This window comes from Cupriavidus sp. HE11 (genome assembly GCF_056097175.1).
In genome coordinates, this window is the sequence record NZ_CP184465.1 from 523102 (window position 1) to 547678 (window position 24577).

General features: G+C 67.3%; 23 protein-coding genes. 14 read left to right on the forward strand and 9 right to left on the reverse strand.

Annotation, left to right across the window (positions count from 1 at the left end; all coding sequences use genetic code 11):
* Nucleotides 1-13: 13 nt before the first annotated feature.
* Entirely contained in the window at nucleotides 14-946 is a 933-nt protein-coding gene (gene paaX / locus ACOABP_RS19800) for a phenylacetic acid degradation operon negative regulatory protein PaaX (protein ID WP_474229695.1), read from the reverse strand.
* Between the two features lie 113 nt (nucleotides 947-1059).
* Here paaX and paaA point away from each other — a divergent pair, with 113 nt between their 5' ends.
* The 10 genes from paaA (at nucleotide 1060) to ACOABP_RS19850 (ending at nucleotide 11534) form a co-directional block, all read left to right on the forward strand.
* Entirely contained in the window at nucleotides 1060-2061 is a 1002-nt protein-coding gene (paaA, locus tag ACOABP_RS19805; protein ID WP_474229696.1) for a 1,2-phenylacetyl-CoA epoxidase subunit PaaA, read from the forward strand.
* A gap of 60 nt (nucleotides 2062-2121) precedes the next feature.
* Nucleotides 2122-2403, forward strand: coding sequence for a 1,2-phenylacetyl-CoA epoxidase subunit PaaB (gene paaB, locus ACOABP_RS19810; RefSeq protein WP_066737396.1), 282 nt, complete (start codon nucleotides 2122-2124; stop codon nucleotides 2401-2403).
* Between the two features lie 8 nt (nucleotides 2404-2411).
* The gene (gene paaC / locus ACOABP_RS19815; protein ID WP_474229698.1) at nucleotides 2412-3173 is read left to right on the forward strand and encodes a 1,2-phenylacetyl-CoA epoxidase subunit PaaC; all 762 of its coding nucleotides are present in this window, start codon (nucleotides 2412-2414) and stop codon (nucleotides 3171-3173) included.
* Between the two features lie 5 nt (nucleotides 3174-3178).
* Nucleotides 3179-3712, forward strand: coding sequence for a 1,2-phenylacetyl-CoA epoxidase subunit PaaD (paaD, locus tag ACOABP_RS19820; protein WP_474229699.1), 534 nt, complete (start codon nucleotides 3179-3181; stop codon nucleotides 3710-3712).
* A 25-nt stretch (nucleotides 3713-3737) separates the two neighbouring features.
* The gene (paaE, locus tag ACOABP_RS19825) at nucleotides 3738-4814 is read left to right on the forward strand and encodes a 1,2-phenylacetyl-CoA epoxidase subunit PaaE (RefSeq protein ID WP_474229701.1); all 1077 of its coding nucleotides are present in this window, start codon (nucleotides 3738-3740) and stop codon (nucleotides 4812-4814) included.
* A 122-nt stretch (nucleotides 4815-4936) separates the two neighbouring features.
* Nucleotides 4937-6574: a phenylacetic acid degradation protein PaaN gene (paaN, locus tag ACOABP_RS19830; protein WP_474230452.1), complete on the forward strand. Its 1638-nt coding sequence runs from the start codon at nucleotides 4937-4939 to the stop codon at nucleotides 6572-6574.
* A gap of 57 nt (nucleotides 6575-6631) precedes the next feature.
* Nucleotides 6632-7990, forward strand: coding sequence for a phenylacetate--CoA ligase PaaK (paaK, locus tag ACOABP_RS19835; RefSeq protein WP_474229703.1), 1359 nt, complete (start codon nucleotides 6632-6634; stop codon nucleotides 7988-7990).
* A 112-nt stretch (nucleotides 7991-8102) separates the two neighbouring features.
* Nucleotides 8103-8411, forward strand: coding sequence for a DUF485 domain-containing protein (locus ACOABP_RS19840; protein ID WP_066737410.1), 309 nt, complete (start codon nucleotides 8103-8105; stop codon nucleotides 8409-8411).
* A complete protein-coding gene (locus ACOABP_RS19845; RefSeq protein WP_474229704.1) occupies nucleotides 8408-10069 on the forward strand; it encodes a cation acetate symporter in 1662 nt (553 codons plus the stop codon). The genes ACOABP_RS19840 and ACOABP_RS19845 overlap by 4 nt, the downstream gene beginning before the upstream one ends.
* A 148-nt stretch (nucleotides 10070-10217) precedes the next feature.
* The gene (locus ACOABP_RS19850) at nucleotides 10218-11534 is read left to right on the forward strand and encodes an MFS transporter (RefSeq protein ID WP_474229706.1); all 1317 of its coding nucleotides are present in this window, start codon (nucleotides 10218-10220) and stop codon (nucleotides 11532-11534) included.
* Between the two features lie 98 nt (nucleotides 11535-11632).
* Here the strand turns inward: ACOABP_RS19850 and ACOABP_RS19855 are convergent, their stop codons facing one another.
* The 4 genes from ACOABP_RS19855 to ACOABP_RS19870 form a co-directional block, all read right to left on the reverse strand.
* Nucleotides 11633-12196 carry a lipocalin family protein gene (locus ACOABP_RS19855; RefSeq protein WP_474229708.1) on the reverse strand — a complete coding sequence of 188 codons (564 nt, stop codon included), beginning with the start codon at nucleotides 12194-12196 and terminating at the stop codon, nucleotides 11633-11635.
* A 176-nt stretch (nucleotides 12197-12372) separates the two neighbouring features.
* Nucleotides 12373-13080 carry an RraA family protein gene (locus ACOABP_RS19860; RefSeq protein ID WP_474229710.1) on the reverse strand — a complete coding sequence of 236 codons (708 nt, stop codon included), beginning with the start codon at nucleotides 13078-13080 and terminating at the stop codon, nucleotides 12373-12375.
* Between the two features lie 74 nt (nucleotides 13081-13154).
* Complete coding sequence (locus ACOABP_RS19865) at nucleotides 13155-14126, reverse strand: hydroxyacid dehydrogenase (protein ID WP_474229711.1); 972 nt, start codon at nucleotides 14124-14126, stop codon at nucleotides 13155-13157.
* 15 nt (nucleotides 14127-14141) lie between these two features.
* On the reverse strand, nucleotides 14142-15128 hold the full coding sequence (locus tag ACOABP_RS19870) for a Bug family tripartite tricarboxylate transporter substrate binding protein (protein WP_474229712.1): 987 nt from the start codon (nucleotides 15126-15128) through the stop codon (nucleotides 14142-14144).
* 99 nt (nucleotides 15129-15227) lie between these two features.
* On the opposite strand from ACOABP_RS19870, the gene ACOABP_RS19875 reads away from it, so the two are divergent.
* A complete protein-coding gene (locus ACOABP_RS19875; protein ID WP_474229713.1) occupies nucleotides 15228-16145 on the forward strand; it encodes a LysR family transcriptional regulator in 918 nt (305 codons plus the stop codon).
* A gap of 69 nt (nucleotides 16146-16214) precedes the next feature.
* On the opposite strand, the gene ACOABP_RS19880 is transcribed toward ACOABP_RS19875, so the two are convergent.
* Nucleotides 16215-17381 (reverse strand): mandelate racemase/muconate lactonizing enzyme family protein, encoded by a 1167-nt coding sequence (locus ACOABP_RS19880; RefSeq protein WP_474229714.1) that lies wholly within the window; start codon nucleotides 17379-17381, stop codon nucleotides 16215-16217.
* Between the two features lie 120 nt (nucleotides 17382-17501).
* On the opposite strand from ACOABP_RS19880, the gene ACOABP_RS19885 reads away from it, so the two are divergent.
* Nucleotides 17502-18413 carry a LysR family transcriptional regulator gene (locus ACOABP_RS19885; protein WP_066737421.1) on the forward strand — a complete coding sequence of 304 codons (912 nt, stop codon included), beginning with the start codon at nucleotides 17502-17504 and terminating at the stop codon, nucleotides 18411-18413.
* A 55-nt stretch (nucleotides 18414-18468) separates the two neighbouring features.
* On the opposite strand, the gene ACOABP_RS19890 is transcribed toward ACOABP_RS19885, so the two are convergent.
* Nucleotides 18469-19440 (reverse strand): Bug family tripartite tricarboxylate transporter substrate binding protein, encoded by a 972-nt coding sequence (locus ACOABP_RS19890; RefSeq protein ID WP_474230454.1) that lies wholly within the window; start codon nucleotides 19438-19440, stop codon nucleotides 18469-18471.
* Nucleotides 19441-19667: 227 nt separating this feature from the next.
* On the opposite strand from ACOABP_RS19890, the gene ACOABP_RS19895 reads away from it, so the two are divergent.
* Nucleotides 19668-21452 (forward strand): IlvD/Edd family dehydratase, encoded by a 1785-nt coding sequence (locus tag ACOABP_RS19895; RefSeq protein ID WP_066737425.1) that lies wholly within the window; start codon nucleotides 19668-19670, stop codon nucleotides 21450-21452.
* A 116-nt stretch (nucleotides 21453-21568) separates the two neighbouring features.
* A complete protein-coding gene (locus ACOABP_RS19900) occupies nucleotides 21569-22270 on the forward strand; it encodes a GntR family transcriptional regulator (RefSeq protein ID WP_474229716.1) in 702 nt (233 codons plus the stop codon).
* Between the two features lie 30 nt (nucleotides 22271-22300).
* Here ACOABP_RS19900 and ACOABP_RS19905 read toward each other — a convergent pair whose 3' ends face one another.
* Nucleotides 22301-23272, reverse strand: a complete 972-nt coding sequence (locus ACOABP_RS19905) for a tripartite tricarboxylate transporter substrate binding protein (protein WP_474229717.1) — start codon at nucleotides 23270-23272, stop codon at nucleotides 22301-22303.
* A gap of 19 nt (nucleotides 23273-23291) precedes the next feature.
* Complete coding sequence (locus ACOABP_RS19910) at nucleotides 23292-24500, reverse strand: pyridoxal-phosphate dependent enzyme (protein ID WP_474229718.1); 1209 nt, start codon at nucleotides 24498-24500, stop codon at nucleotides 23292-23294.
* Nucleotides 24501-24577: the final 77 nt, after the last annotated feature.

The following is a 24577-nucleotide window of genomic DNA, read 5'->3' on the forward strand; positions in this document are numbered from 1 at the left end:
CAGGCTCAGGCGGCTATTCGTGAAAACGTGACGTGAACCGCTCGCGCAACACGCGCATGGGCGATTGGAAAATTCCGCCCTCGGTTTCGAGATATGCCCGCAGATAGGCCTCGCTGGCCGGCAACAGTGCCGCATAGAGCGCACCGGTACCGGCCCGCGCCTCGCGGCCGGGCCAATCGGCCGGCAGCAGTTCATCGGGCAAGCCGGGGTCCCGCAACAGCACGCGGCGATATTCGTGGATCAGCAGGATGCGCACGAAAAACGCATCGACCGCCGACAGGGACGGGGCTTCCTTGACCCACGAGGCAAAGCGTCTGACATACGCCTGCCACGCCTGCGCCACCTCCTTGAGCCGATAGGTCTGGTGGATCAGCTGTTCAAGTGGCCGCCGCGAAAACGCGGCCACCGATTCGGCCACCATCACGGCCGCGTGCTCGGTGGCGCCGGCGGCCGCCAGGATTTCTTCCAGCGAGCCGCGGTCGGCATTGGGGTGCGCAAACACGCCCGGCGCCACCGGCCCGAAGCCCTCCCAGAGCAGTTCCCTGCGCAATGGCTGCCGCATCGAGGCCCTGGTGTCGTTGCGCAGCAGCACCAGCGTCCACTTGCCGTCCCACGCCGGCGACGCGCCCGCATAGATGCGCTTGCCCGCGTGCTGTACGCGTAGCAGCCCCGCGTCGGACAGGCCGTAAAAACTCTTGCGACCCACGCGCGTGGCCTCCAGCCAGTCGTCGGCCGCCAGCCGGAAGATAGCCGTGCGCACCAGACGGTTGCTCAGGCCAAACGGCGCCGACAGCGTGATCAGGCTGCCCAGCCACGGCGCCTGCGGCCGCGGCGCGATCACATCGCCATACATCGTCACCAGCAGCGAGCCCGCCCCAAGCTTCAGCCCCTTCGACAGCCGGGCCACGGCAGGCGACACCCCCTCCGGCTTCAACACCTCAGGCATGGGTCTCCTTGCGCAAAGTGATACACACGAACTCGTTGAATGAGTCAAATCGTATCACTATGATCCTGATCAATGTCAGGCCTACGAACCTGACGCGAATCACGGAGACATGCATGTACGCGCAACTGGTCGATACCGGTGTCACGAAAGTCCGCACGGCGGAGGACATGAACGATGACGAACGCAGCTTCCAGCAGCGCATCGACGAAGGCATCCGCATCGAATCGAAGGACTGGATGCCCGACGCCTACCGACGCACACTGGTACGCCAGATCTCGCAGCACGCCCACTCGGAAATCGTGGGACAGCTGCCCGAAGGCAACTGGGTAACGCGCGCGCCGACGCTGGAACGCAAGGCCGTGCTGCTGGCAAAGATCCAGGATGAAGCGGGCCATGGGCTGTATCTATATAGCGCGGCGGAAACGCTCGGCGTGTCGCGCGACCAGATGCTGGCCGACCTGCATAGCGGAAAAGCCAAGTATTCGAGCATCTTCAATTACCCGACGCTGAACTGGGCCGACATCGGCGCCATCGGCTGGCTGGTGGACGGCTCGGCCATCATCAACCAGGTGCCGCTGTGTCGCTGCTCGTACGGCCCCTATGCCCGTGCCATGGTGCGCGTGTGCAAGGAAGAGTCGTTCCACCAGCGCCAGGGCTACGACATCCTGCTCAAGCTGTGCAACGGCACGGCCGAGCAGAAGCAGATGGCCCAGGACGCGCTGAACCGCTGGTGGTGGCCGGCGCTGATGATGTTCGGGCCGTCCGACGCCGATTCGCTGCACAGCGCGCAATCCGCGCAATGGCGCATCAAGCTGTTCTCGAACGATGCGCTGCGCCAGAAGATGGTGGACCAGACCGTGCCCCAGGCCGAGTTCCTGGGTCTGTCGATTCCCGACCCCGATCTGAAGTGGAACGACGAACGCGGCCACTACGACTTCGGCGCCATCGACTGGGACGAGTTCTACAACGTGATCCAGGGCAACGGCCCCTGCAATCGCGAACGTCTTGGCACCCGCGTCAAGGCCTGGCAGGACGGCGCGTGGTTCCGCGACGCACTGGCGGCCCACGCCGGCAAGCAGTCCGCCGGACACCCGGCGGAACGCCAGGTCGCCTGACGCGCCCCTTTCCGCAATTCAGCGTTTCAGCATCCAGCACTCAACAAGCAGGAGACAGCCATGAGCGAATGGCCGCTTTGGGAAATCTTTATCCGCAGCCAGCACGGCCTGGCGCACAAGCATGTCGGCAGCCTGCACGCGGCCGACGCAGCCATGGCGATCAACAACGCCCGCGATGTCTACACGCGCCGCAACGAGGGCGTCAGCATCTGGGCCGTGCCGGCCACGCATATCGCCGCCAGCAGCCCGACCGACAAGGGCCCGCTGTTCGAGCCGGCCAACAGCAAGGTCTATCGCCATCCCACGTTTTTTCCGATGCCCGAAGCGGTCAAGCACATCTGAGGCACGCCATGCAAGTCAGCAAGCAAGCAACCTTCGACTACCTGCTGCGCCTGGGCGATACCCCGCTGGTGCTGGGCCAGCGCCTTTCCGAATGGTGCGGCAAGGGCCCGGCGCTGGAGGAAGACATCGCGCTGACCAACGTCGCCCTGGACCTGATCGGCCAGGCCCGCATGTGGCTGTCCCATGCCGGTGAAGTGGAAGGCGCGGGCCGCACCGAAGACCAGCTCGCCTATCTGCGCGACGCGCACCAGTTCCGCAACCCGCTGCTGGTGGAGCAGCCCAACGGCAGCTATGCCGATACGCTGGCCCGCCAGTTCCTGTTCGATACCTGGCACTACTACCTGCTCGACGCGCTGCGGCGGTCCAGCGATGCCACCATCGCCGCCATCGCCGACAAGGCCGTCAAGGAAGTGGCCTATCACGCGCGCCGCAGCGCCGATCTGGTGGTGCGCCTGGGCGACGGCACGGCCGAAAGCCATCGCCGCATGCAGGACGCCATCGATCGCCTGTGGATGTACACCGGCGAGCTGTTCGACGCCGACAGCGTCGATGCCACCCTGATCGCGGCCGGCGTGGCCTGCGACCCGGCCGCGCTGCAGGCGCCCTGGCGCCAGCAGTTGGCCGACGTGCTGGATGAGGCCACGCTGGAAATGCCGGCCGATGGCTGGATGCAGCGCGGCGGCCACGCCGGACGCCACTCGGAACACCTTGGCTTCCTGCTGGCCGAGATGCAGTTCCTGCAGCGCGCCTATCCCGGCGCCACGTGGTGAGCAGCATGCAGGCGCAGGCAATCGTCCATCCCCACGCCACGATGGCCCCAACCGCGGACACCATCTGGTCGTGGCTCGACACCATCCCCGATCCCGAGATTCCGGTGATCTCGGTCGTCGATCTCGGCATCGTGCGTGGCGTGCACTGGGAAGCCGACACCTGCGTGGTGACGATCACCCCGACGTATTCGGGCTGTCCGGCCGTCACGCTGATCCGCGAGCAGATCGTGCAGGCGCTGGGCGAGCATGGCATCGGCCAGGTGGATGTGCGGCTGCAACTGGCGCCGGCCTGGACCACCGACTGGATGACCGCGCGTGGCCGGCAGCAGCTGGCCGGCTACGGCATTGCACCGCCCGCGCAGACCGTCATCGACATCAGCGGCATTACCCGCCGGCGCCAGCCCGGACCGAAGGTGGCATGCCCCCATTGCGGTTCGGCCCACACGCACCTGGTCAGCCAGTTCGGGTCCACGGCCTGCAAGGCGCTGTACCGCTGCGGCGACTGCCGCGAGCCGTTCGACTACTTCAAGGCGCATTGAGCCGCCGCGACCGGAAGACATAGACATGAGCACTTTCCATGCCCTGCGCGTGACCGATGTCACCAACGAGACGCGCGATGCCATCGCCGTGACCTTCGACGTCCCGCCGGAACTGGCCGAGACGTATCGCTATGCGCCCGGCCAGCACCTGACCGTGCGCACGCGCATTGCCGGCAACGAAGTGCGCCGCTCCTATTCGATCTGCGCCGCCGCGCAGGACCAGCGCCTGCGCATTGCCATCAAGCGCGTGGACGGCGGCCTGTTCTCGAGCTGGGCTACGGCCACGCTGCGCGTCGGCCACACGCTTGACGTGATGCCGCCGTCCGGCCATTTCAGCGTGCCGCTCGATGCCGGCCACCGCAAGCACTACGTGGGCTTTGCCGCAGGCAGCGGCATCACGCCGCTGCTGTCGATCATCGAAACCACGCTGCGTGCCGAGCCGGACAGCCGCTTCACGCTGTTCTACGGCAACCGCGCGTCGTCCACGGTGATCTTCAAGGAAGCACTCGAAGACCTGAAGGACACCTACCTGCACCGGCTGAACCTGGTCTTTATCCTGAGCCGCGAGACGCTCGACATCGACCTGTTCAACGGCCGCCTGGACGGCGCCAAGGCCGACGCCCTACTCAAGCAGTGGGTGGACCCGGCCAGCATCGACGTGGCCTTTATCTGCGGCCCGCAGTCGATGATGGAAGGCGTATCCGATGCGCTGAAGCAGAACGGCGTCGACCCCGCCCGCATCAAGCGCGAGCTGTTCGGCACCAGCACGCCAGCCACCCGCGCGCCGCAGCCGCAAGGCGCCGCCGCCGGCAAGCAGGATTGCGAGGTCACGGTGATACAGGATGGCCGCTCGCGCAGCTTTACCGTGGCCCGGAACACCCAGACGGTGCTCGACGCCGCGCTGGAACAGGGCATCGAGCTGCCCTATTCGTGCAAGGGCGGCGTCTGTTCCACCTGCCGCTGCAAGCGCGTCTCGGGCGACGTCGACATGGATGTGAACTTTGCGCTGGAAGACTACGAAGTGGCGCGCGGCTTCATCCTGAGCTGCCAGAGCTACGCCGTCAGCGACAAGCTCGTGCTCGACTTCGATCAGGAAACCTGAGCGGCCCGAGCGGCCCCCGCACCCGCCCTACCCCATCAAAACGCCCTTCACGCTTCGGCGTAGACGATCTGGAAAATTTGGAGACCCCCGTGACCCACGCATTGTTCACCCGCCATCAGGCCATGCTCGACCAGGCGCTCGACGCCATCGACCAGCGCGGCTACTGGAGCCCGTTTTCCGAAATGCCGAGCCCCAGGGTCTATGGCGAAACGGCGGCCGACGAAGGCAAGGCCGCGTTCGATGCACGCCTCGGGCAGCCGTTCCCCATCACGCAGCCTGGCACGACCGGCCAGGCCGGCCAGGAAGTTTCGCCCTACGGCCCCGCGCTTGGCGTGACCTATCCGCGCCCTGACCTGGACGCGCTGTTCGGCGCGATCGAAGCCGCCGCGCCCGCCTGGCGCGAGGCCGGCCCCACGACGTGGGTGGGCGTGGCACTGGAAATCCTGACCCGCCTGAACCGCCGCAGCTTCGAGATGGCCCACGCGGTCATGCACACCACCGGCCAGCCGTTCATGATGGCGTTCCAGGCCGGCGGCCCGCACGCACAGGATCGCGGACTGGAAGCCGTGGCCTATGCCTGGCAGGCGATGCGCGGCATCCCGGCCCGCGCCACCTGGGAAAAGCCGCAGGGCAAGAACCCCCCGCTGCGCATGGAGAAGACCTTCACGGTCGTGCCGCGCGGCATCGGCCTGGTCATCGGCTGCTGCACGTTCCCCACCTGGAACGGCTATCCGGGCCTGTTCGCCAGCCTGGCTACCGGCAATCCGGTGGTGGTCAAGCCGCATCCGGGCGCCATCCTGCCACTGGCGATCACGGTGCAGATCGCCCGTGAAGTGCTGGCCGAAGCCGGCTTCAGCCCCGACATCGTCACGCTGGTCGCCAACAACCCGGACGAGCGCATGGCGTCCACGCTGGCGCTGCGCCCCGAGGTGCGGCTGATCGATTTCACCGGCAGCACAGCCAATGGCGAATGGCTCGAACGCAATGCCCATCAGGCGTTGGTCTACACCGAAAAGGCCGGGGTCAACCAGGTGGTCATCGATTCGACCGACGACCTGAAGGGCATGGTGCGCAACCTGGCCCTGTCGCTGGCGCTGTACTCGGGCCAGATGTGTACCGCGCCGCAAAACCTCTACATCCCGCGCGACGGCATCGATACGCCGGAGGGCCATGTCACGTTTGACGGCGTGGTCGCCGCACTGGGCGAGGCGCTGCAGAAGCTGACCGCCGATCCGGCCAAGGGCGTGGAGATCCTGGGCGCAATCCAGAACGACGGCGTGGCGCAGCGTATCGAGGCATCGCGCGCACTGGGCAAGGTCGTGCTGGACAGCCAGACCATCACCCATCCGCAGTTCCCCGAGGCACGCGTGCGCACGCCGCTGCTGCTCAAGGTGGATGTGCGCGACGAAGACAAATTCACGCAGGAACTGTTCGGCCCGATCGCCTTCGTGATCGCCACCGACAGCACCGACCAGGCGATTGCCGTCGCGCGGCGCATTGCGAAGCAGCACGGCGCGCTGACGCTGTCCGGCTACTCCACCCGGCGCGACGTGGAATCGCAACTCGAAGACGCCGCGCTGGACGCGGGCGTGGCGCTGTCGCTGAACCTGACCGGCCCCGTGCTCGTCAACCAGTCGGCCGCCTTCAGCGACTTCCACGGCACTGGCGCCAATCCGGCCGCCAATGCCGCGCTGGCCGACACGGCGTTCGTCGCCAACCGCTTCCGGGTGATTCAGGCTCGCCGCCATCTGAAAGACTGAACCCCACGGCTTACGCCATCCCCACGATTCGCCCGACATACCCTGGAGGAGACACCCATGGTCCAGCGCGCCCCCCAAACCGACCAGCTCGATCCGATCGAGCATGCCAGCCGAGACGAACTCCAGGCGCTGCAGCTGCAGCGCCTGAAATGGACGCTGCAACACGCCTACGACAACGTGCCGCACTACCGCCAGGCGTTCGACGCGGCCGGCGTGCATCCCGGCGACCTGCGCCAGCTGTCCGACCTGTCGAAGTTTCCGTTCACCACCAAGAAGGAACTGCGCGACAACTATCCGTTCGGCATGTTTGCCGTGCCGCGCGAGCAGGTGGTGCGCGTCCACGCATCGAGCGGCACCACCGGCCAGCCGACCGTGGTGGGCTATACCGCCAACGATATCGACACCTGGGCGACACTGGTAGCCCGCTCGATCCGCGCCGCCGGCGGCCGTCGTGGCGACGTGGTGCAGGTCTGCTACGGCTACGGGTTGTTCACCGGCGGCCTTGGCGCCCACTACGGCGCCGAGAAGCTGGGCTGCACCGTGATCCCGATGTCGGGCGGACAGACCGAGAAGCAGGTGCAGCTGATCCGCGACTTCAAGCCGCGCATCATCATGGTCACGCCGTCGTACATGCTGAACCTGATCGACGAAATGGCGCGCCAGGGCATGTCGCCGGCCGACAGCTCGCTGGAGATCGGCATCTTCGGCGCCGAACCTTGGACCGACGCCATGCGCCAGGAGATCGAGACGCGCGCCGGCATCGACGCCGTGGACATCTACGGCCTGTCCGAGGTCATGGGCCCCGGTGTGGCCTGCGAGTGCATCGAGAGCAAGGACGGCCCGGTCATCTGGGAAGACCATTTCTACGCCGAGATCATCGACCCCGTGACCGGCGAAGTGCTGCCCGATGGCTCGGAAGGCGAACTTGTCTTCACGTCGCTGACCAAGGAGGCGCTGCCCGTGATCCGCTACCGCACGCGCGACCTGACGCGCCTGCTGCCGCCCACGTCGCGCGCCATGCGCCGCATCGGCAAGATCACCGGGCGCTCGGACGACATGCTGATCATCCGGGGCGTGAACGTGTTTCCGTCGCAGATCGAGGAACTGATCCTCAAGCAGCCCGAACTGGCGCCGCACTACCAGCTGACCGTCACCCGCGACGGCCACCTCGACCGCCTGGCCGTGGCGGTCGAAGTGCGCCCCGAGGTCACGCATCGCCTGTCCGATGCCGACCGCGAGGCCCTGGGCACCAGGCTGCGCGATGCGATCAAGACCAACGTCGGCATCACCACCCGCGTGGACGCCGTGCCGGCCGACCGCCTGGAGCGGACCTCCACCGGCAAGGCCCGGCGCGTGCTGGACCTGCGCACCGCCACGACACCGGCCGTGCCGGAAGCCGTTCGCGCCGCCGCCTGACGCGCTTCCCCCCGATTACTCCTCGCCGTCGCCGCCCGCCACTCTCGCGGGCGGCAGGCCGCAACGCCTCGACAGAAGGCGTGCCGGCCACGCTTCGCCATTGGAGACAACCATGACCGAACGGCAATTCGCCTCTATCACCCAACACCCCGACTTCCAGTCGCTGACCCGCCGCCGCGCACGCCTGGGCTGGTCGCTGACCGCGCTGATGCTGGCCGTCTATTTCGGCTTTATCGGCCTGCTGGCCTTCTACCCGGCACTGCTGGTGGCGCCGATCCGCGGCGGCACGCTGACAACGGGCATCGTCGCCGGTGCCGGTGTGATCGTGGTGGCGTTCGCGCTGACCGCCATCTATGTGCGCAAGGCCAACCGCGAGTTCGACGGCCTGAACGCCCGCATCCTGAAGGAGTGCGCAGCATGAAGCGATTCGCAACCCTTGCGCCTGCCCTCGCAGCCCTCAGCGCGGCCAGCGCCCACGCGAGCCCGGCCATCGACGGCAACGTGGCCCAGCAGCCGATGAACTGGCATGCCATCGGCATGTTCGTGGTGTTCGTGCTGTTCACGCTGGTCATCACGCGCTGGGCGGCGCGCCGCACGCGCACGGCATCGGACTTCTACGCGGCCGGCGGCGGGCTCACCGGCTTCCAGAATGGCCTTGCCATTGCCGGCGACATGGTGTCCGCAGCATCGTTCCTGGGCATCTCGGCCATGATGTTCGACAAGGGCTTCGACGGCCTGATCTACGCGCTGGGCGTGGTGGCAGGCTGGCCGATCATCCTGTTCGTGGTAGCCGAACGGCTGCGCAACCTGGGCCGCTACACGTTTGCCGACGTGGTGGCGTACCGCCTGTCGCAAAAACCGGTGCGCATCACGGCCGCGTTCGGCACGCTGACCGTGTCGATCATGTACCTGGTGGCCCAGATGGTGGGCGCCGGCAAGCTGATCCAGCTGCTGTTCGGCACCAGCTACCTGTCCGCCGTGCTGGTGGTAGGCGTGCTGATGGTGCTGTACGTGATGTTCGGGGGCATGCTCGCCACCACCTGGGTACAGATCATCAAGGCCATCCTGCTGCTGGGCGGCACGACGTTCATGGCCTACGAGGTGCTGGCGCATTTCGGGTTCAGCCTCGATGCGCTGTTTGCCGCGGCCGTCCAGGCCCACCCGAAGGGCCAGTCGATCATGGCACCCGGCGGGCTGGTGGCGAATCCGGCGGAGGCCATATCGCTGGGCGTCGGGATGATATTCGGCACGGCGGGCCTGCCCCATATCCTGATGCGCTTCTTTACCGTGGCCGATGCGCGCGAGGCCCGCAAGTCGGTCTGCTATGCCACCGGCTTTATCGGCTACTTCTACCTGCTGATCCTGGTGGTTGGCTTCGGGGCCATCGTGCTGGTGGGCAACAACCCCGCCTTCCGCGACGCTGCCGGGCAACTGCTCGGCGGCAGCAACATGGTGGCCGTGCACCTGGCGCAAGCCGTGGGCGGCAGCATGTTCCTGGGCTTTATCTCGGCCGTGGCCTTCGCCACCATCCTGGCCGTCGTGGCGGGGCTTGCGCTGTCGGGCGCATCGGCCGTGTCGCACGACCTGTATGCCACGGTGATCCGCAAGGGCCGCGCCACCGAGGCCGAGGAAATCCGCGTATCGCGCTTTGCCACGCTTGGCATCGGCGTGGTGGCGATCCTGCTTGGCCTGCTGTTCGAAAAACAGAACATCGCCTTCCTGTCCGGCCTGGTGCTGGCCATCGCGGCCTCGGTCAACTTCCCGGTGCTGTTCCTGTCGATGTTCTGGAAGGGCCTGACCACGCGCGGCGCGGTAGGCGGCAGCGTGGTGGGCCTGGTGTCTGCCATCGCACTGCTGGTGCTGGGCCCGACCGTCTGGGTGGGCATCCTCAAGCATGGGCAGCCGATCTTCCCGTACGCCAACCCGGCGCTGTTCTCGATGACCCTGGCCTTTGGCGCCGCGTGGCTGCTGTCGGTGCTCGATCGTTCGGAAGCGGCTGCGGGCGAGCGGCGGGCCTACCTGCCCCAGTATGTGCGGTCCATGACGGGCCTGGGGGCGGCATCGGCCAGCCGGCATTGAGGGTGGCCGGCATCCAGGGCGGATCGGGCGACGCCATCGCCATCGAAATGGTCCTGCCAAGTTAGAATGGCCGCCAGCGTGGCAGCCGGGCCGGCAACGGCTGGCCTGCCACACCGCCCATTCCCTTGTCGCACGGACCATTGCCAGCATGTCGACCTCGCAGATCAGCTTTGAAGAGGCCATTCGTACCGCCGGTGTCGGAAAATTCCAGTACCGGCTCTTCGTGATCTTCGGGCTGGTGTGGATGGCCGATGCGATGCAGGTGCTGTCCATCGGCTTCAGCGCCCCGTCGATTGCCAGCACGTTCGGCGTGCCGGTTCCGCAAGCGCTGCAGACTGGCACCACGTTCTTTGTCGGCATGCTGCTCGGGGCGTTCTGCTTCGGGCGCATCGCCGACCGTATCGGCCGGCGGCCGGCGCTCATGCTGGCCGTGGTCATCGATGCGGCCTGCGGCGTGGCTTCCGCGTTTGCTCCGAGCCTGGGCTGGCTGATGGTGCTGCGCTTGCTGACCGGCATCGGCGTGGGTGGCACGCTGCCGGTCGACTACACGATGCTGGCCGAATTCCTGCCGCGCGACCGCCGCGGCCGCTGGCTGGTGCTGCTGGAATCGTTCTGGGCGCTGGGCACGATCTGCCTGGCCCTGCTGGCGCTGGCCGCCGCAGCCCATGGCGACGACGCCTGGCGCATCATCTTCTTCGTGACCGGCATCCCCGCGCTGGTGGGCCTGATCCCGCGCATGTATGTACCGGAATCACCGCTGTTCCTGAACCGGAACGGCAAGTCCGAACAAGCGCGCCAGGTGCTGGAACGCGTGGCCCAGACCAATGGCAGGCAGGTCACCATTCCCGCGCTGCAATCCGAGCGCACCGAGCGGCAATCGGTCTTCACGCTGTTCACGGCCACCTTCCGGCGCCGCACCGTGGCGCTGTTCGCCGCATGGCTGCTGATCTCGGTGGCCTACTACGCGGTGTTCGTCTACCTGCCCATCCGCCTGAGCGGCGCCGGCTTTGCCTTCATGCGCGGCCAGGCCTTCCTGGTGGTCCTGGCCCTGGTGCAGCTGCCGGGCTATGCGCTGGCGGCCTATGGCGTGGAGCGATGGGGCCGCAAGCCGACGCTGATCGGCTTCCTGCTGCTCAGCGCCGTGGGCTGCATGCTGTACAGCCTGGGCACGGCGCCAGTGGTAGTAGTCGGGTCCACGCTGCTGATGAGCTTTGCGCTGCTGGGCACCTGGGGCGCGCTGTACGCCTTCACGCCCGAGGTCTATCCCACCAACCTGCGCGCCACGGGCATGGGTACGGCCGGCGCCGTGGCCCGCTTCGGTGGCCTGTTCGCCCCGGCCGTCATCGCGCCGGTCATGTCCACACATTTCACGCTGGCCCTGGCGATGATCTCGGCCATGCTCGCCACGGCTGCGCTGGCGGTCGGCGCGGTCAACGTCGAGTCGCGGAATCGCGCGCTGGACTGAGCCGCCTTGGTCTGTGGCGGTCTTGCCGGTGTCACAGCCGCGCTATTCGCGCGCTATTTGACTTGGCGGCTCTTTGCCGCCCGCGCGGGCGCGGCTCATCAATGCATCGTCTCGCGCAGCAGCGCGGTGTCGTAGCCCAACGCTGCCACGCGGGCAATCAGCGACGTCGCCAGCGCGCGCGGCGGCCGGGCGTCGCGGGTCAGTATCCACAGGAAGCGGCCCGATGGCTCGCCGACGATCGACCACGCGTAGTCGTCGGCATGGTCCAGCACCCAGTAGTCGCCGAAGAAGAACGGGCCGAAGAACGACACTTCGAGCTTGGCCCCGCCACTGTCCGGCACCACGCGGGCGCGGCCTTCCGATGTGCGTGTGTCGCCATCGGTGCCGCCCTCGTGGCAGGTGTTGCGCACCGAGATCAGGCCGTCGTCGCGTAGCGCATACTCGGCAGTCACGCCTTCGCAACCGCGCTCGAAGCCGTTCTCGTAGCGTGCGAATTCGTACCATTTGCCAAGGTAGCGATCCAGGTCCACAGGCCTGGCCGGTTCCGGGACATCGGCATTGCCGCGCCTGCCGCCGGAGAACTTGCCATATGCCCGGGCGGCCAGCGCCGCACCGGCCAGGGCGATTCCTGCCGCTGCCAGCGGCGCGAGGGATCGTTTCACAAGGCACCTCCATCGAATCGGTAAGGATCGAACTGGCTCGATCCTCCGGCCGATTGTGAAGCGCCCATGCCGCGCGCCGGAATCGGATGGATGCCGACACGCGCTGTGGGACGGCGCCGACGAAAGCCGGCGCGGCCTTCATGTCACCCGCACGTCACCCTCCGTTCCCGGGCAAGCTATACCGGCAGCCCCTTCGCGCGCAGCGTCGCGTCGAAGCGCTCGGGGTCGGAGGTGCCCGCAGCATTGTCGGCACGGATCTTTGCCTCCTTCGCCAGGTGCGCCTTGCAGCGCTCCAGCACCAGCGCGGCCTCGGCGGCCGGCACGGCGATCACGCCGTCCGCATCGCCAACGATCAGGTCACCCGGCATGACCGCAAGCCCGGCGCACGACACCGGCACGTTGATCTCGCCGGGGCCATCCTTGCTGGGCCCGCGATGGGTGTGGCCGCGCGCGAAGATCGGCATGCCGTCCTCGGCCCACTCGCACAGGTCGCGGATCGCGCCGTCGATCACCAGGCCGCCAAGCTGCTTCGCCACGCACGTGGTGCGCATCAGCCCGCCGACCAACGCCTGCGTCACGTCGCCGCCGCCGTCGATGACCAGCACATCGCCCGGCTGCACCATCATCAGCGCCTTGTGGATCATCAGGTTGTCGCCGGGGCGCACGCGCACCGTCACGGCCGGGCCGCACAGCACCGTTTCCAGGCGGCGATGGTACTGGCGCAGGCCCACCGTGCCGACATTGCGGCTCATCGAATCGCCAATGGCAGCCACCGGCATGTCACGGAAGGCGGCCACCACGGCGGCGGCAGGCCCTTCGGCACGCGGATGGATGCGATAGCCGGGGGGCCACTGGGCTGCTGCGGCGGCGTCGGATTGATTCATGACTGTCTCCTGGATCGGGAATGGAATGGGGGGAATCTGGAAAGCGGGAAAGCGGGAAAGCGGGAAATCGGAAATCAGGAAAAGACCTGCGGATTGACGCACGCGGCGCGGTCCACCGGCTGGCCGTCGAGCCAGCCCAGCACATTGCGCGCGGCGCCGCTGGCCATCGCGGCCAACGCGGCCGGCGTGGACCCACCAACGTGCGGGGTCAGCACCACATTCTTCAGCGCCGCCAGCGGGCTGTCCGCCGGCAATGGCTCGATAGCCATGGTATCGAGCCCGGCAGCAAACAGGCGCCCGTCCTGCAGCGCGGCCACCAGCGCAGCTTCGTCCACTACCTCGCCACGAGCGGTATTGACCAGGATGGCGCCCTTCGGCATCAGGCTGAACTGCTCGGCGCCCAGCATATTGCGCGTGTGCGGGTTCAACGGGACATGCAGGCTCAGCACGTCGGCCTGCGGCAGCAGGTCGGCGACGGAAGACACCAGCTCCACGCCTTCGACGGGAGTCTGGCGGCCGGTCAGCGCCGGGTCGAACGCCACCACACGCATGCCCAGCGCCAGGCAGACGCGGGCCACGCGCTGGCCGATCTGGCCAAACCCGACCAGGCCCAGCGTCTTGCCGCACAGCTCGACACCGTCCTGCGCGCGCGACCACCGGCCGCCGTGCAGTTCGGCATCCATCCAGCCGATGCGCCGTGCAGCCGCGAACATCAGCCCCAGCGTCATCTCCGCCACGGACTGCGCGTTGGCGCCCGGCGTGACGTAGACCGGAATGCCGCGCTGCGTGGCGGCCTGCACATCGATATTGCTGACGCCCACGCCATGCTTGGAGATCACCTTGAGCGTGGGACACGACGCAATGGCCTGGGCCGACAACGTCACCGTGCGCGAGATCACGGCGTCAACCGGCTCGCTTGCCATGATGCGCTCGACCTCTTGCGCATCGTCAGGCGACGACAGGTAGATCACGCGCGCACCGGCCCGGTCCAGCCATTGCACGCCAGCGGCAGCAAGCCGGGGCGCGGTCACAAATACGGTATGCATGGTAGTTCTCTGAATTCAATCGAGCTTGATATTGGCTTCGCGGACCAGGGCGCCCCACTTCTGATGCTCGGCGCGCAGGTATTCGCTGAACTGTTGCGGCGTGCTGCCCATCGCTGTGCTGCCTTCAACGGCCAGCTTGTCCAGCACGTCCTGTGTTTTCAGCGCCTTGCGCACCTCGGCGTTGATGCGGTCGATCACGGCCTGCGGCGTACGGGCCGGCGCCACCAGCCCCGTCCACGTAATGGCCTCGAAGCCCGGATAGCCCGATTCGGCAACGGTCGGCACATTGGCCAGCAACGGCGAAATGCGCACGCGCTGCGCCGAACTGATCGCCAACGCCCGCACCTTCTGGCTGCTCAACTGCGAAATGGCCGCGGCGGTATTGGCAAAGTTGAATTCCACCTGGTTGCCCAGCAGGTCCATCATCGCCGGGCTGGCGCCCTTGTACGGCACGTTGAGCATGCGGAAGCCGGCCTGGCGCTCCAGCAGTTCGCCGGTCAGGTGGGCCACGGTGCCGTTGCCGGGCGTGCCCATGCGCAGGGCCTCGGGCTTGGCCTTGGCGGCGGTCACCACATCCTTGAGCGTCTTGAACGGCGAAGCGGCGTTGACCAGCAGCACCACCGGCTGCGACGCCACCGTGGTGATCGGCGCGAAGTCCTTGAGTGGGTCGAACGGCATCTTCGGGTAGAGCGCGGGATTGATCGCCAGGTTCGCGGTCTGCCCCAGGCCGATCGTGTAGCCATCGGCCGGCGCCTTGGCGACCACGTCCAGGCCAACGTTGCCACCTGCGCCGGGACGGTTCTCGACCACCACAGTCCAGTGCGCCTGCGTGGACATCTTTTCGGCAATCAGCCGCGCTACCGCATCGGTACCGCCGCCGGGCGGGAACGGCACCACCAGCCGGATCGGCCGGCCCGGCCACGTATCGGCGCTCGCGGTGCCACTGCAAACGGCCAATAGCGCCGATAAGGAGGCGGTGACCAGCATTCCGGGCTTCAGCATCGTATGTCTCCTGTCTCGATTCGTTTGCAGGCATTCTTGCCGTGCAAAAGCATTCCGTCTATTTGATAATGTTCATGTTTTCATTCCTGTGAGTTATCGATGGAAATCCAGCTCAGGGATCTGCGCTATTTCGAGGTGGTGGCCGAACTCGGGCATATCGGCCGCGCCGCCGAGAAGCTGGGCCGCACGCAGCCGGCGTTGACCAAGGCGGTGCAGCGGCTTGAAGAGGCGTTTGGCAGCGAGCTGTTCGAGCGCAAGGGGCGCGGCATCCGGCTGACGCCGGTCGGCGAGGTGCTGCTGGCCCGCGCCCGCATGCTGCGCGGCGCCACGGACGAAGCGCTGAGGGAAGTCGGGGATTTCGCCAGGGGCAATGCGGGCCACGTCAGGATAGGCAGCGGCCCCATCGCCGCCGAGCATGTCCTGCCCGAAATCTGCAGCCTGCTGCTGGAAGAAGCGCCGGCGACCACCATCGACATTACCGTGGCGCCCAGCCTGGTACTGCGCGAACGGCTCAAGGAAGGCACGCTCGACCTGCTGATCGGCCTGATGCCCGAGCATGACGACGCGCTGGTCAGCCATGCCATCGTGGAAGACGTGGTGGTGGTGGTTGCCAGCCGCCATCACCCGGTCTTTGCCCTGCCGCGCGTCACGCTCAAGGCGCTGCTGGCCTGGCGATGGGTGTTGCCGGCGGCGTCGATACCGAGCCGGCAATGGATCGACGCCGCGTTCCAGTCGCACGGACTGCCCCGCCCCGCCACGCAGATCGATGCCAACTCGATCCCGCTGCTGCCCCGGCTGATCGGCAAGACGGAACTGCTGAGCTTCCTGTCACGCCATACGCTCGACGAGCACCGGCACGTGCTGCGCGAAGTGCCGCTCAAGGAGGCCACGCTGCGGCGCCGGCTCGGCGTCAGCTACCGGCGGCACGGCTACCTGTCCCCTGCCGCGCTGCGCCTGATGGCGCTGTTGCAGGAACGTGGCGAGGCGCTGTTCAGCACGGCGCCGGGCGATGAATGATGCGTGACGGCCGGCCCGGCGCGCTGTCACAGGACGGTGGACAGCGCGCCGGCGGCAGGGCCCGCGCCGTCAGGCCGACAGCTGCTGCATCACGCTGTACAGGTCGGACTTGCCCTCGAAGCCGATACCCGGCAGGTCTGGCATCGTCAGATAGCCATTCTCGACCTTGACGCCATCGGGGAATCCGCCGAACGGCTGGAACAGGTCGGGATAGCTTTCGTTGCCGCCCAGGCCCAGGCCGGCAGCGATGTTCAGCGACATCTGGTGACCGCCGTGCGGAATGCAGCGGCTGGCCGACCAGCCGTGCTGCTTCAGCATGTCGAGCGTGCGCAGGTATTCCACCAGGCCATAGCTCAACGCGCAGTCGAACTGCAGCCAGTCGCGATCCGGACGCATGCCGCCGTAGCGGATCAGGTTGCGCGCGTCCTGCATCGAGAACAGGTCTTCGCCGGTCGCCATCGGCTTGTCGTAGTAGTTGCGCAGCGTGGCCTGCAGCTCGAAGTCCAGCGGATCGCCGGGCTCCTCGTACCAGAACAGGTCGTACTGCGACAGCGCCTTGGCGTACTGGATGGCCGTATCGAGATCGAAGCGGCCGTTGGCGTCCACGGCCAGCTTCTGGCCGTCCTGCAGCACGCTCAGGATCGAGTCGATGCGGCGCAGGTCTTCGTCCAGCGACGCGCCTCCGATCTTCTTCTTGACCACCGTATAGCCGCGGTCGATGTAGCTGCGCATCTCGTCCTTGAGCTTGCCGTGGTCCTGGCCGGGGTAGTAGTAGCCGCCTGCGGCATATACGAATACCTTGCGATCCGGCTGGCCGTTGCCGTAGCGATCCGCCAGCAACTGGAACAGCGGCTTGCCCTCGATCTTCGCCACGGCATCCCAGACCGCCATGTCGATGGTGCCGATGGCCACCGAACGCTCGCCGTGACCGCCGGGCTTTTCGTTCCTGAACATGGTGTCCCAGATCCTGTGCGGATCGAGGTTGTCGCCAGTGGCATCCACCAGCGACGCCGGATCGGCTTCCATGATGCGGGGGATAAACCGCTCGCGCATCAGCGTGCCCTGCCCATAGCGGCCGTTGGAATTGAAGCCATAGCCCACCACCGGCTTGCCGTTGCGGATCACGTCCGTGACCACGGCCACCAGGCTCAGCGTCATCTTGCTGAAGTCGATATAGGCATTGCGGATGGGCGAACTGATGGGGAACGTCTTTTCTCGGATTTCTACGATTCTCACGGGGGTCTCCTGGTGTGCGGAACGCGCGGCATCGGTGATGGGCGTCGCGTGGGAACCGGTAGCTTAGGCGCCAGACGATGCACTAAGATTGAATCACTTTTACTTCATTATTCACTTAGAGTGAAAACCGACCTGGCCTCCGAGCTGGAGTTTTTCGTACTGGTCGCCCGCCTGGGCAGCCTGTCGGCCGCCGCCCGGGAACTGAACCTGACGCCCCCGGCCGCCACCAAGCGCCTGGCCCTGACGGAGTCGCGCCTGGGCGTGCGGCTGGTGAACCGGACCACGCGCAGCATCAGCCTGACCAACGAGGGCGAGACCTACCTCGCCTATGCCACGCGCATCCTGGCGGACCTGCGGGAGATGGAAAACGTGGTGTCCAGCAGCGGCGCCGAGCCCCGTGGCCTGCTGCGGGTCAACGCCACGCTGGGCTTTGGCCGTACCACCATCGCGCCGCTGGTCTCCGAATTTGCCAAACGCTACGCGCATGTCGAGGTACAACTGGAAGTGACCGACCGTCCCGTGGATCTGGTCGACAGCGGCGTCGACCTGGCGATCCGGTTTGGCACGCTGCCAGACCGGCGGCTGTCGGCGCGGCGCATCCTGCCCAATCGCCGCTTCCTGTGCGCGTCGCCGGCCTATCTGGAACAGTCCGGCACGCCACGGACGCTGGCCGACCTGGCGCACCATCGCTGCATCATCCACCGGCAGAACGACGACGCCTACGGCGTCTGGCGGTTCGAACGCGACGGGCACCATGAAAACGTGAAGGTAGAAGGCGCGCTATCGAGCAACGATGGCGATATCGTGCTGGGCTGGGCGCTGGACGGGCACGGCATCCTGGTGCGATCGGAATGGGACCTTGCCAGGTATCTGGAAAGCGGCCGGCTGCGCGTGGTGCTGCCCGAGTACCGGCTGCCATCCGCCGACCTGTTCGTGTACTACGCCCAGCGCCGCAACCAGACCGCGCGGGCGCGCGCCTTCATCGATTTCCTGGCGCAGAAGTTCCAGCAGGCCGCGCCGGGCCGGCGATAACCGCAATCACCCGCAATAACCGCCGGGGTTGCGCGCGGCCCGGACGCCGCCCGGATCAGTCTGCCTGGATATTCGAGTCCTTGATGACGCGAGACCAGTGCGTGACTTCGGCCTGGATCTGCACCTGCGCCTGATCCGGCGTGCTGTAGACCGGCATCGCGCCCTGCGCCACCAGCGCGGACTTCACCTCGGGCTGCTCCATGATGTCCTTGAGTGCGGCGCTGAGCTTGCCGACCACCGGCTTCGCGGTGCCGGCCGGCGCCAGCACGCCGAACATCGAACTGACCTCGAAGCCGGCAAGCCCCGCCTCGGCCGCGGTCGGCACATCCGGCAGCACCCGCTGCGGCGTGGCCGATGCCAGCGCGCGCAGCCGTCCGCCCTTGATGAATGCCTGGGTGGCCGGCAGCGTGTCGAACACCACGTCGACCTGTCCGCCCATCAGGTCGTTGAGCGCGGGACTGCTGCCCTTGTAGGGCACGTGCACCAGTTCCACGCCGGCCTGGCGCTTGAACAGCTCGGCCGCCAGGTGTTGCGGCGATCCATTGCCCGACGATCCGTAGTTCATGCCGCCCGGCCTGGCCTTGGCCGCCGCGATAAAGTCGGCCAGCGTCTTGCCCTTGAACGACGGCCCCACGGCTACCACCAGCGGCACCCGGCCGACGACGGCCACGGGCACGAAGCTCTTGTCCATCGTGAAACCCGCCGCCGACGGCTGCAGCACGCTGTTGATCGAATGGCTGGTCAGCGCGCCCAGCAGCAGCGTGTAGCCATCCGGCTTTTCCTTGGCAACGTAGGCCGCGCCCAGATTGCCGGCGGCACCTGCGCGGTTTTCCACCACTACCGGCTGCCCCAGCGACACCGACAGCTTCTGGGCGATCACCCGGCCAATGACGTCGGTGGCGCCTCCCGGGGTATAGGGCACCACCAGCCTGACCGGTTTGTCGGGATAGTCCGCCCGGGCGATGGCCGGCAGCGCGCCGCCAAGGGCAACGGCCATCGCCGCCACGAGGGCACGCCGGCGGCTCATGCCTTCGGCGCATGATCTGAATTTGTGCTTCACAAGTCTCCTCCTGCTCTGGTTCGGATGCATGGATATGTCCGGGGCACTGGCGCACCCGGGACTGCCCGAACTCTAGTCAATCAGATTATTAATAATATAGGTGATAGTACCGACGACAATCAGGCGGGAGTCGACTATCCTTAGGTCCAACATTCAATCCAGGGGCTTCGCGCCCCGGCACACCGCATCGATCCATGTCCCACGACGAACAGAACCCGAAAGGCGCCGCCCCGCGCCATGACATCGCGCCCGCCGACGCCGCCACCGGCATCTCCAAGGGCCTGACCAACTACGGCGACCGGGGCTTCTCGCTGTTCCTGCGCAAGGCGTTCATCAAGGGCGCGGGCTACACCGACGACGCACTGGACCGTCCGGTCATCGGCATCGTCAACACGGGCAGCGCTTACAACCCCTGCCACGGCAATGCGCCCCAGCTGATCGAAGCCGTGAAGCGCGGCATCATGCTGGCCGGCGGCCTGCCGATGGACTTCCCGACGATCTCGATCCACGAGAGCTTTTCGGCGCCCACCAGCATGTACCTGCGCAACCTCATGTCGATGGACACCGAGGAGATGATCCGCGCGCAGCCCATGGATGCCGTGGTGCTGATTGGCGGCTGCGACAAGACCGTGCCCGCGCAACTGATGGGCGCGGCATCGGCCGGCATCCCGGCCATCCAGCTCATCACGGGTTCGATGCTGACCGGATCGCACCGCAGCGAGCGCGTGGGCGCCTGCACCGACTGCCGCCGCTACTGGGGCAAGTTCCGTGCGGAAGAGATCGACGCCGAGGAGATCGCCGACGTCAACAACCAGCTGGTGGCCAGCGTGGGCACCTGCTCGGTGATGGGCACGGCCAGCACCATGGCCTGCATTGCCGAAGCCCTGGGCATGACCGTGCCCGGTGGCGCCTCGCCGCCGGCGGTGACCGCCGACCGTATCCGCGTGGCCGAGCAGACCGGTACGGAAGCGGTGCGCATTGCCCGCGAACGCCTGACGATCGACAAGATCCTGACGCCGGCCGCCTTCGAGAACGCCATGCGCGTGCTGCTGGCGATTGGCGGGTCCACCAACGGGATCGTCCACCTGGCAGCCATCGCGGGCCGGCTGGGGTATGACATCGACCTGGCCGCCCTCGACCACATGGGGCGCGACACGCCGGTGCTGCTGGACCTGAAGCCGTCTGGCGACCACTACATGGAAGACTTCCACCACGCGGGCGGCATGGCTACGCTGCTGCGCGAACTGAAGCCGTTGCTGAACCTGGATGCGCTGACCGTGACCGGCCGCACGCTGGGCGAGGAAATCGAGCGCGCGGGTCCCGGGTTCAGGCAGGAGGTGGTGCGCACGCGCGACAACCCGATCTATCCGCAGGGCGGCATTGCCGTGCTGCGCGGCAACCTGGCACCGGGCGGCGCCATCATCAAGCAGTCGGCGGCACACCCCAAGCTGATGGAGCACGAAGGCCGCGCCGTGGTGTTCGAGAACGCCGCCGACCTTGCCAACCGCATCGACAGCGACGACCTCGACGTGACGGCCGACGACATCCTGGTGCTCAAGAACATCGGCCCGAAAGGCGCACCCGGCATGCCCGAGGCAGGCTATATCCCGATTCCGCGCAAGCTGGCCCGCGCGGGCGTCAAGGACATCGTGCGGATTTCGGATGGCCGCATGAGCGGCACCGCGTTCGGCACCATCGTGCTGCACGTGACACCTGAATCGGCCATCGGGGGGCCGCTGGCCCATGTACGCAACGGCGACCGCATCAGCCTGTCGGTGGCGCGCCGCGACCTGACGCTGCATGTCAGTGATGAAGAACTGGCACGCCGCGCGCAGGAAACGCCGGTGGTGGTGCCCACCGCCGACCGTGGCTACCGCAAGCTCTTTCTTACCACCGTCAACCAGGCCGACCAGGGCGTGGACTTCGACTTCCTGCGCGCCGCCGAGACGCGCGGCAAGGTGCCGGGCAACGGCGCCTGACGCACGGTGGAACCATGGCCGGACAGGCGCCACGGACAGGAAAATCGGTCAGAATGACGGCTTTCCATCCGACACCTCTTCACGCGTCCGGGGCCAGCCCCGGCGCGATTCGCCTGATGCCGAGTTCCGACACGCTCTACGCCGCTGCCAATGCAGGCGTCGACGACACACCCGTGGCCCAGGACACCCTGGGCGCGATGATCGCCACGCTTGAGGAAGATATCGTCTTTGGCCGGCTGCACCCCCGGGAGCGCCTGGTCGAGGACGAACTCATGGAGCGGTTTGGCGTCAAGCGGCACGTGGTGCGGGATGCACTGGCCGCGCTGGACCGCCTGGGGCTGGTGGAGCGGCGCAAGAACGTCGGCGCCGTGGTGCGCTCGTTTTCGGTCCAGGAAGTGACCGAGCTGTACGAAGTGCGCGGCATGCTGGAGACCGAGGCGGCCCGGCGCATCGACCTGCAGCGCGTGCCGGCACACCTCGACCGCCTGATCGCCATCCAGCAGCAACACGACGCGGCCGTTGCGGCCGGCGACGCGCGTACGGTGTTCCGCGTCAACCTGGCCTTCCACCGCGAGCTGTTCAGCCTCTGCAGCAACCAGACGCTGCAGAAGGCCATTGCCGAATTCGCGCGGCAGACCCATCCGATCCGTTTTGCCTCGCTGGTATCGGCCGAATACCGCGAACGCGCCCGCCAGGAACACTGGCAGATGATCGAGGCGCTGAAGGCCGGCGATATCGACGCGCTGGTGGCGCTGTGCGCCAGCCACCTGCTGCCGTCGCGCGATGCCTATCTGAACGCGCAGCAGTACCGGGGCTGATTGCCCGCGCCCTGTTGCGGGTGCCTGCGCCTATTCCGGCTGGATACCCGCCTGCTTCACCAGTTGCGCCCAGCGGTCAACCTCGCCGCGCAACCGGTCGCCCAGTTGTGCCGGCGTGGAAGCCTTCAGGTCGATGCCCTGGCTGTCCAGCCGTGCCCGGGTCTGGGGATTGGCCAGCGCAGCGCGCACTTCGTCATTGAGACGGGTGATCACAGCCGTCGGGGTGCGCGCCGGGGCCACCACCGCCCACCACTGGCCCACCTGCAAGGCCGGCAGTTTTGCCTCGGTTGATGTCGGCACATTCGGCAGCGCGGCAAGCCGCGACGGCCCCGTGACCATCAGCGCCGTGATCTTGCCGCCGCCAAGCAGGCTGCTGCCGCTCGCCAGCGTCGCAAAATGGCCAGAAACCAGCTGCGCGGAAACATCGGTCAGCGCAGGCGCCGACCCGCGATAAGGCACGGCATCGACCGGGATGGCCGCCTGCGCCTCCAGCATCTTGCCCGCCAGATGGCTGATCGTGCCGTTGCCGCTCGTAGCCAGTTGCACCGGCTTGCCGGACTGGCGCGCATCGGCCAGAAATCGCTGGATGTCACCGGGCCGATAACGTGCACTGTCCGCGAACAGCACCAGCGGCGATTCGCCGAGCAGCGAAACCGGCGCGAAATCGCGCAGCACATCGTAGGACATCTGGCGAAATACCGATGGCGCCACGGCATGGGCCAGTTCGATCACGCCCAGCGTGTAGCCATCGGGCGTGGCCTTGGCAACGGCCTCGGCACCGATACGACCCGAGGCCCCGGCGCGGTTTTCGACCACCACGGGCTGGCCCATCGATTCGCTCATGCGCTGCGCCACGGCGCGTGCCAGGGCATCGGTGCTGCCGCCCGCCGCCCACGGCACGATCAGGCGGATGGGCTTGTCGGGATAGCCGGCCGCCTGCGCCACCGGCACATGGGCCGCCAGGCTGACGGAAAAGATGGCGGTCAGGTAACGCAACGTCATGGTGGTCCCCTCCAGGGCTCTAGTTTGTGATCTGCGCCGGGTCGCGGTCGCCGCGCGCCGTCAGCATGAGCAGAACGGTTTCCGATGGATCGATGCGGCCATCGGCGCGCAGCATCCGTGCGGCGGCAAGTCCGGCGCCCGCGCAAAGCTCGACCCAGAAGCCGGCGGCGGCCAGCTGCCCGGTGCCCGCGCGCGCGGCGGCGTCGTCCACGACAATCGCACCGCCACCCGATCGGGTAGCCGCATGTACCTGCTGCGCGGTAACGGTGGAGCCGGCCGTCGAGAACTGCTGCGTCGCGCCCGGGAAATCCGCCTGCTGCGAAGCGCCGCCCAGCACGCGGGCCAGGCGCGGGAACGGCTCGACGGCCCACAGCTTCGGCACGCGCGCCAGGTGCCCAAGCCGCACGAGGTCGCGCAACGCGCTGTAAAGGCCCCACAGCAGGTCGCCGCGTGCGGTGGGCACCATCACGTGGTCGGGCAGGCAGCCCTGCTGAACCCATTCGAGCGCAGCGGCGCGATAACCTTCCACACCAAACACCGGGCTGCCGACGGCCGGCAGGCTGTAGTTCGTCAGCGCAAAGGCGCGGTCTTCGCGCACCCGGCGGCGCACGTGTTCCCAGCGCGCATGGCCGGTCGCGCAAATCACGCGACGGGCGCCGTAGTGACGTAGCGCCGCATCGAACACCGCAGGCAGGTCGCGATAGGTGGCGACCTCGCACGCCAGCCCGGCGGCTGCGCAATAGGCTGCGGCCGACACCGCCGCATTGCCGCTGGACGCCAGCACCACTTCCTGCGCCCCCGTGGCAAGCGCCCGGCTCACGGCCTGGGCCGACATGCGGTCCTTGTGCGAGCCGGTCGGATTGGCCCCCTCGTTCTTGATCCACACCGCCGCCACGCCGGTCAGCGCGGCAAGCGCCGGGACAGGCAGGCATGGCGTGGCGCCCTCGCCCAGCGTCACGCCGTCGAGATACGGCATCCAGTGGCCCCAGCGATAACCGTGGCTTTTTGGTGCAAAATCGGGCACCGGCGCGCCAGGGGCAGCTTCATAGACCGCTTCGAGGCTGCTTGGCCTGTCGTGGCTGGCGCAGGCCGGACAGCCTTCGGGCAGGTCCGAGACCGGATAAACTTCGCCGCAAGTCACGCATTGCAGCGCGCGTAGCGTGGGATTGAGGCTCGGCACGGGGCCGGACGCGTGGATATCGGACATGGCAACGGACGGGAATGGCATGACCGCGAGTCTACGGGCAGACGCACCGCCGCGACGCAAGCCACCCCGCGCTTTCAATAAGCCAAACTTATAGGGTG

Coding starts and splice junctions, on each gene's coding strand:
- ACOABP_RS19890 (WP_474230454.1), bottom strand. CDS start 19,440: ATGAGCCGCCGGCGTGCCCTCGTGGCGGCGATGGCCGTTGCCCTTGGC.
- ACOABP_RS19845 (WP_474229704.1), top strand. CDS start 8,408: ATGAAGCGATTCGCAACCCTTGCGCCTGCCCTCGCAGCCCTCAGCGCG.
- paaE (WP_474229701.1), top strand. CDS start 3,738: ATGAGCACTTTCCATGCCCTGCGCGTGACCGATGTCACCAACGAGACG.
- ACOABP_RS19860 (WP_474229710.1), bottom strand. CDS start 13,080: ATGAATCAATCCGACGCCGCCGCAGCAGCCCAGTGGCCCCCCGGCTAT.
- paaD (WP_474229699.1), top strand. CDS start 3,179: ATGCAGGCGCAGGCAATCGTCCATCCCCACGCCACGATGGCCCCAACC.
- paaK (WP_474229703.1), top strand. CDS start 6,632: ATGGTCCAGCGCGCCCCCCAAACCGACCAGCTCGATCCGATCGAGCAT.
- paaX (WP_474229695.1), bottom strand. CDS start 946: ATGCCTGAGGTGTTGAAGCCGGAGGGGGTGTCGCCTGCCGTGGCCCGG.
- paaN (WP_474230452.1), top strand. CDS start 4,937: ATGCTCGACCAGGCGCTCGACGCCATCGACCAGCGCGGCTACTGGAGC.
- paaB (WP_066737396.1), top strand. CDS start 2,122: ATGAGCGAATGGCCGCTTTGGGAAATCTTTATCCGCAGCCAGCACGGC.
- ACOABP_RS19850 (WP_474229706.1), top strand. CDS start 10,218: ATGTCGACCTCGCAGATCAGCTTTGAAGAGGCCATTCGTACCGCCGGT.
- paaA (WP_474229696.1), top strand. CDS start 1,060: ATGTACGCGCAACTGGTCGATACCGGTGTCACGAAAGTCCGCACGGCG.
- ACOABP_RS19895 (WP_066737425.1), top strand. CDS start 19,668: ATGTCCCACGACGAACAGAACCCGAAAGGCGCCGCCCCGCGCCATGAC.
- ACOABP_RS19875 (WP_474229713.1), top strand. CDS start 15,228: ATGGAAATCCAGCTCAGGGATCTGCGCTATTTCGAGGTGGTGGCCGAA.
- ACOABP_RS19865 (WP_474229711.1), bottom strand. CDS start 14,126: ATGCATACCGTATTTGTGACCGCGCCCCGGCTTGCTGCCGCTGGCGTG.
- ACOABP_RS19905 (WP_474229717.1), bottom strand. CDS start 23,272: ATGACGTTGCGTTACCTGACCGCCATCTTTTCCGTCAGCCTGGCGGCC.
- paaC (WP_474229698.1), top strand. CDS start 2,412: ATGCAAGTCAGCAAGCAAGCAACCTTCGACTACCTGCTGCGCCTGGGC.
- ACOABP_RS19840 (WP_066737410.1), top strand. CDS start 8,103: ATGACCGAACGGCAATTCGCCTCTATCACCCAACACCCCGACTTCCAG.
- ACOABP_RS19870 (WP_474229712.1), bottom strand. CDS start 15,128: ATGCTGAAGCCCGGAATGCTGGTCACCGCCTCCTTATCGGCGCTATTG.
- ACOABP_RS19910 (WP_474229718.1), bottom strand. CDS start 24,500: ATGCCATTCCCGTCCGTTGCCATGTCCGATATCCACGCGTCCGGCCCC.
- ACOABP_RS19900 (WP_474229716.1), top strand. CDS start 21,569: ATGCCGAGTTCCGACACGCTCTACGCCGCTGCCAATGCAGGCGTCGAC.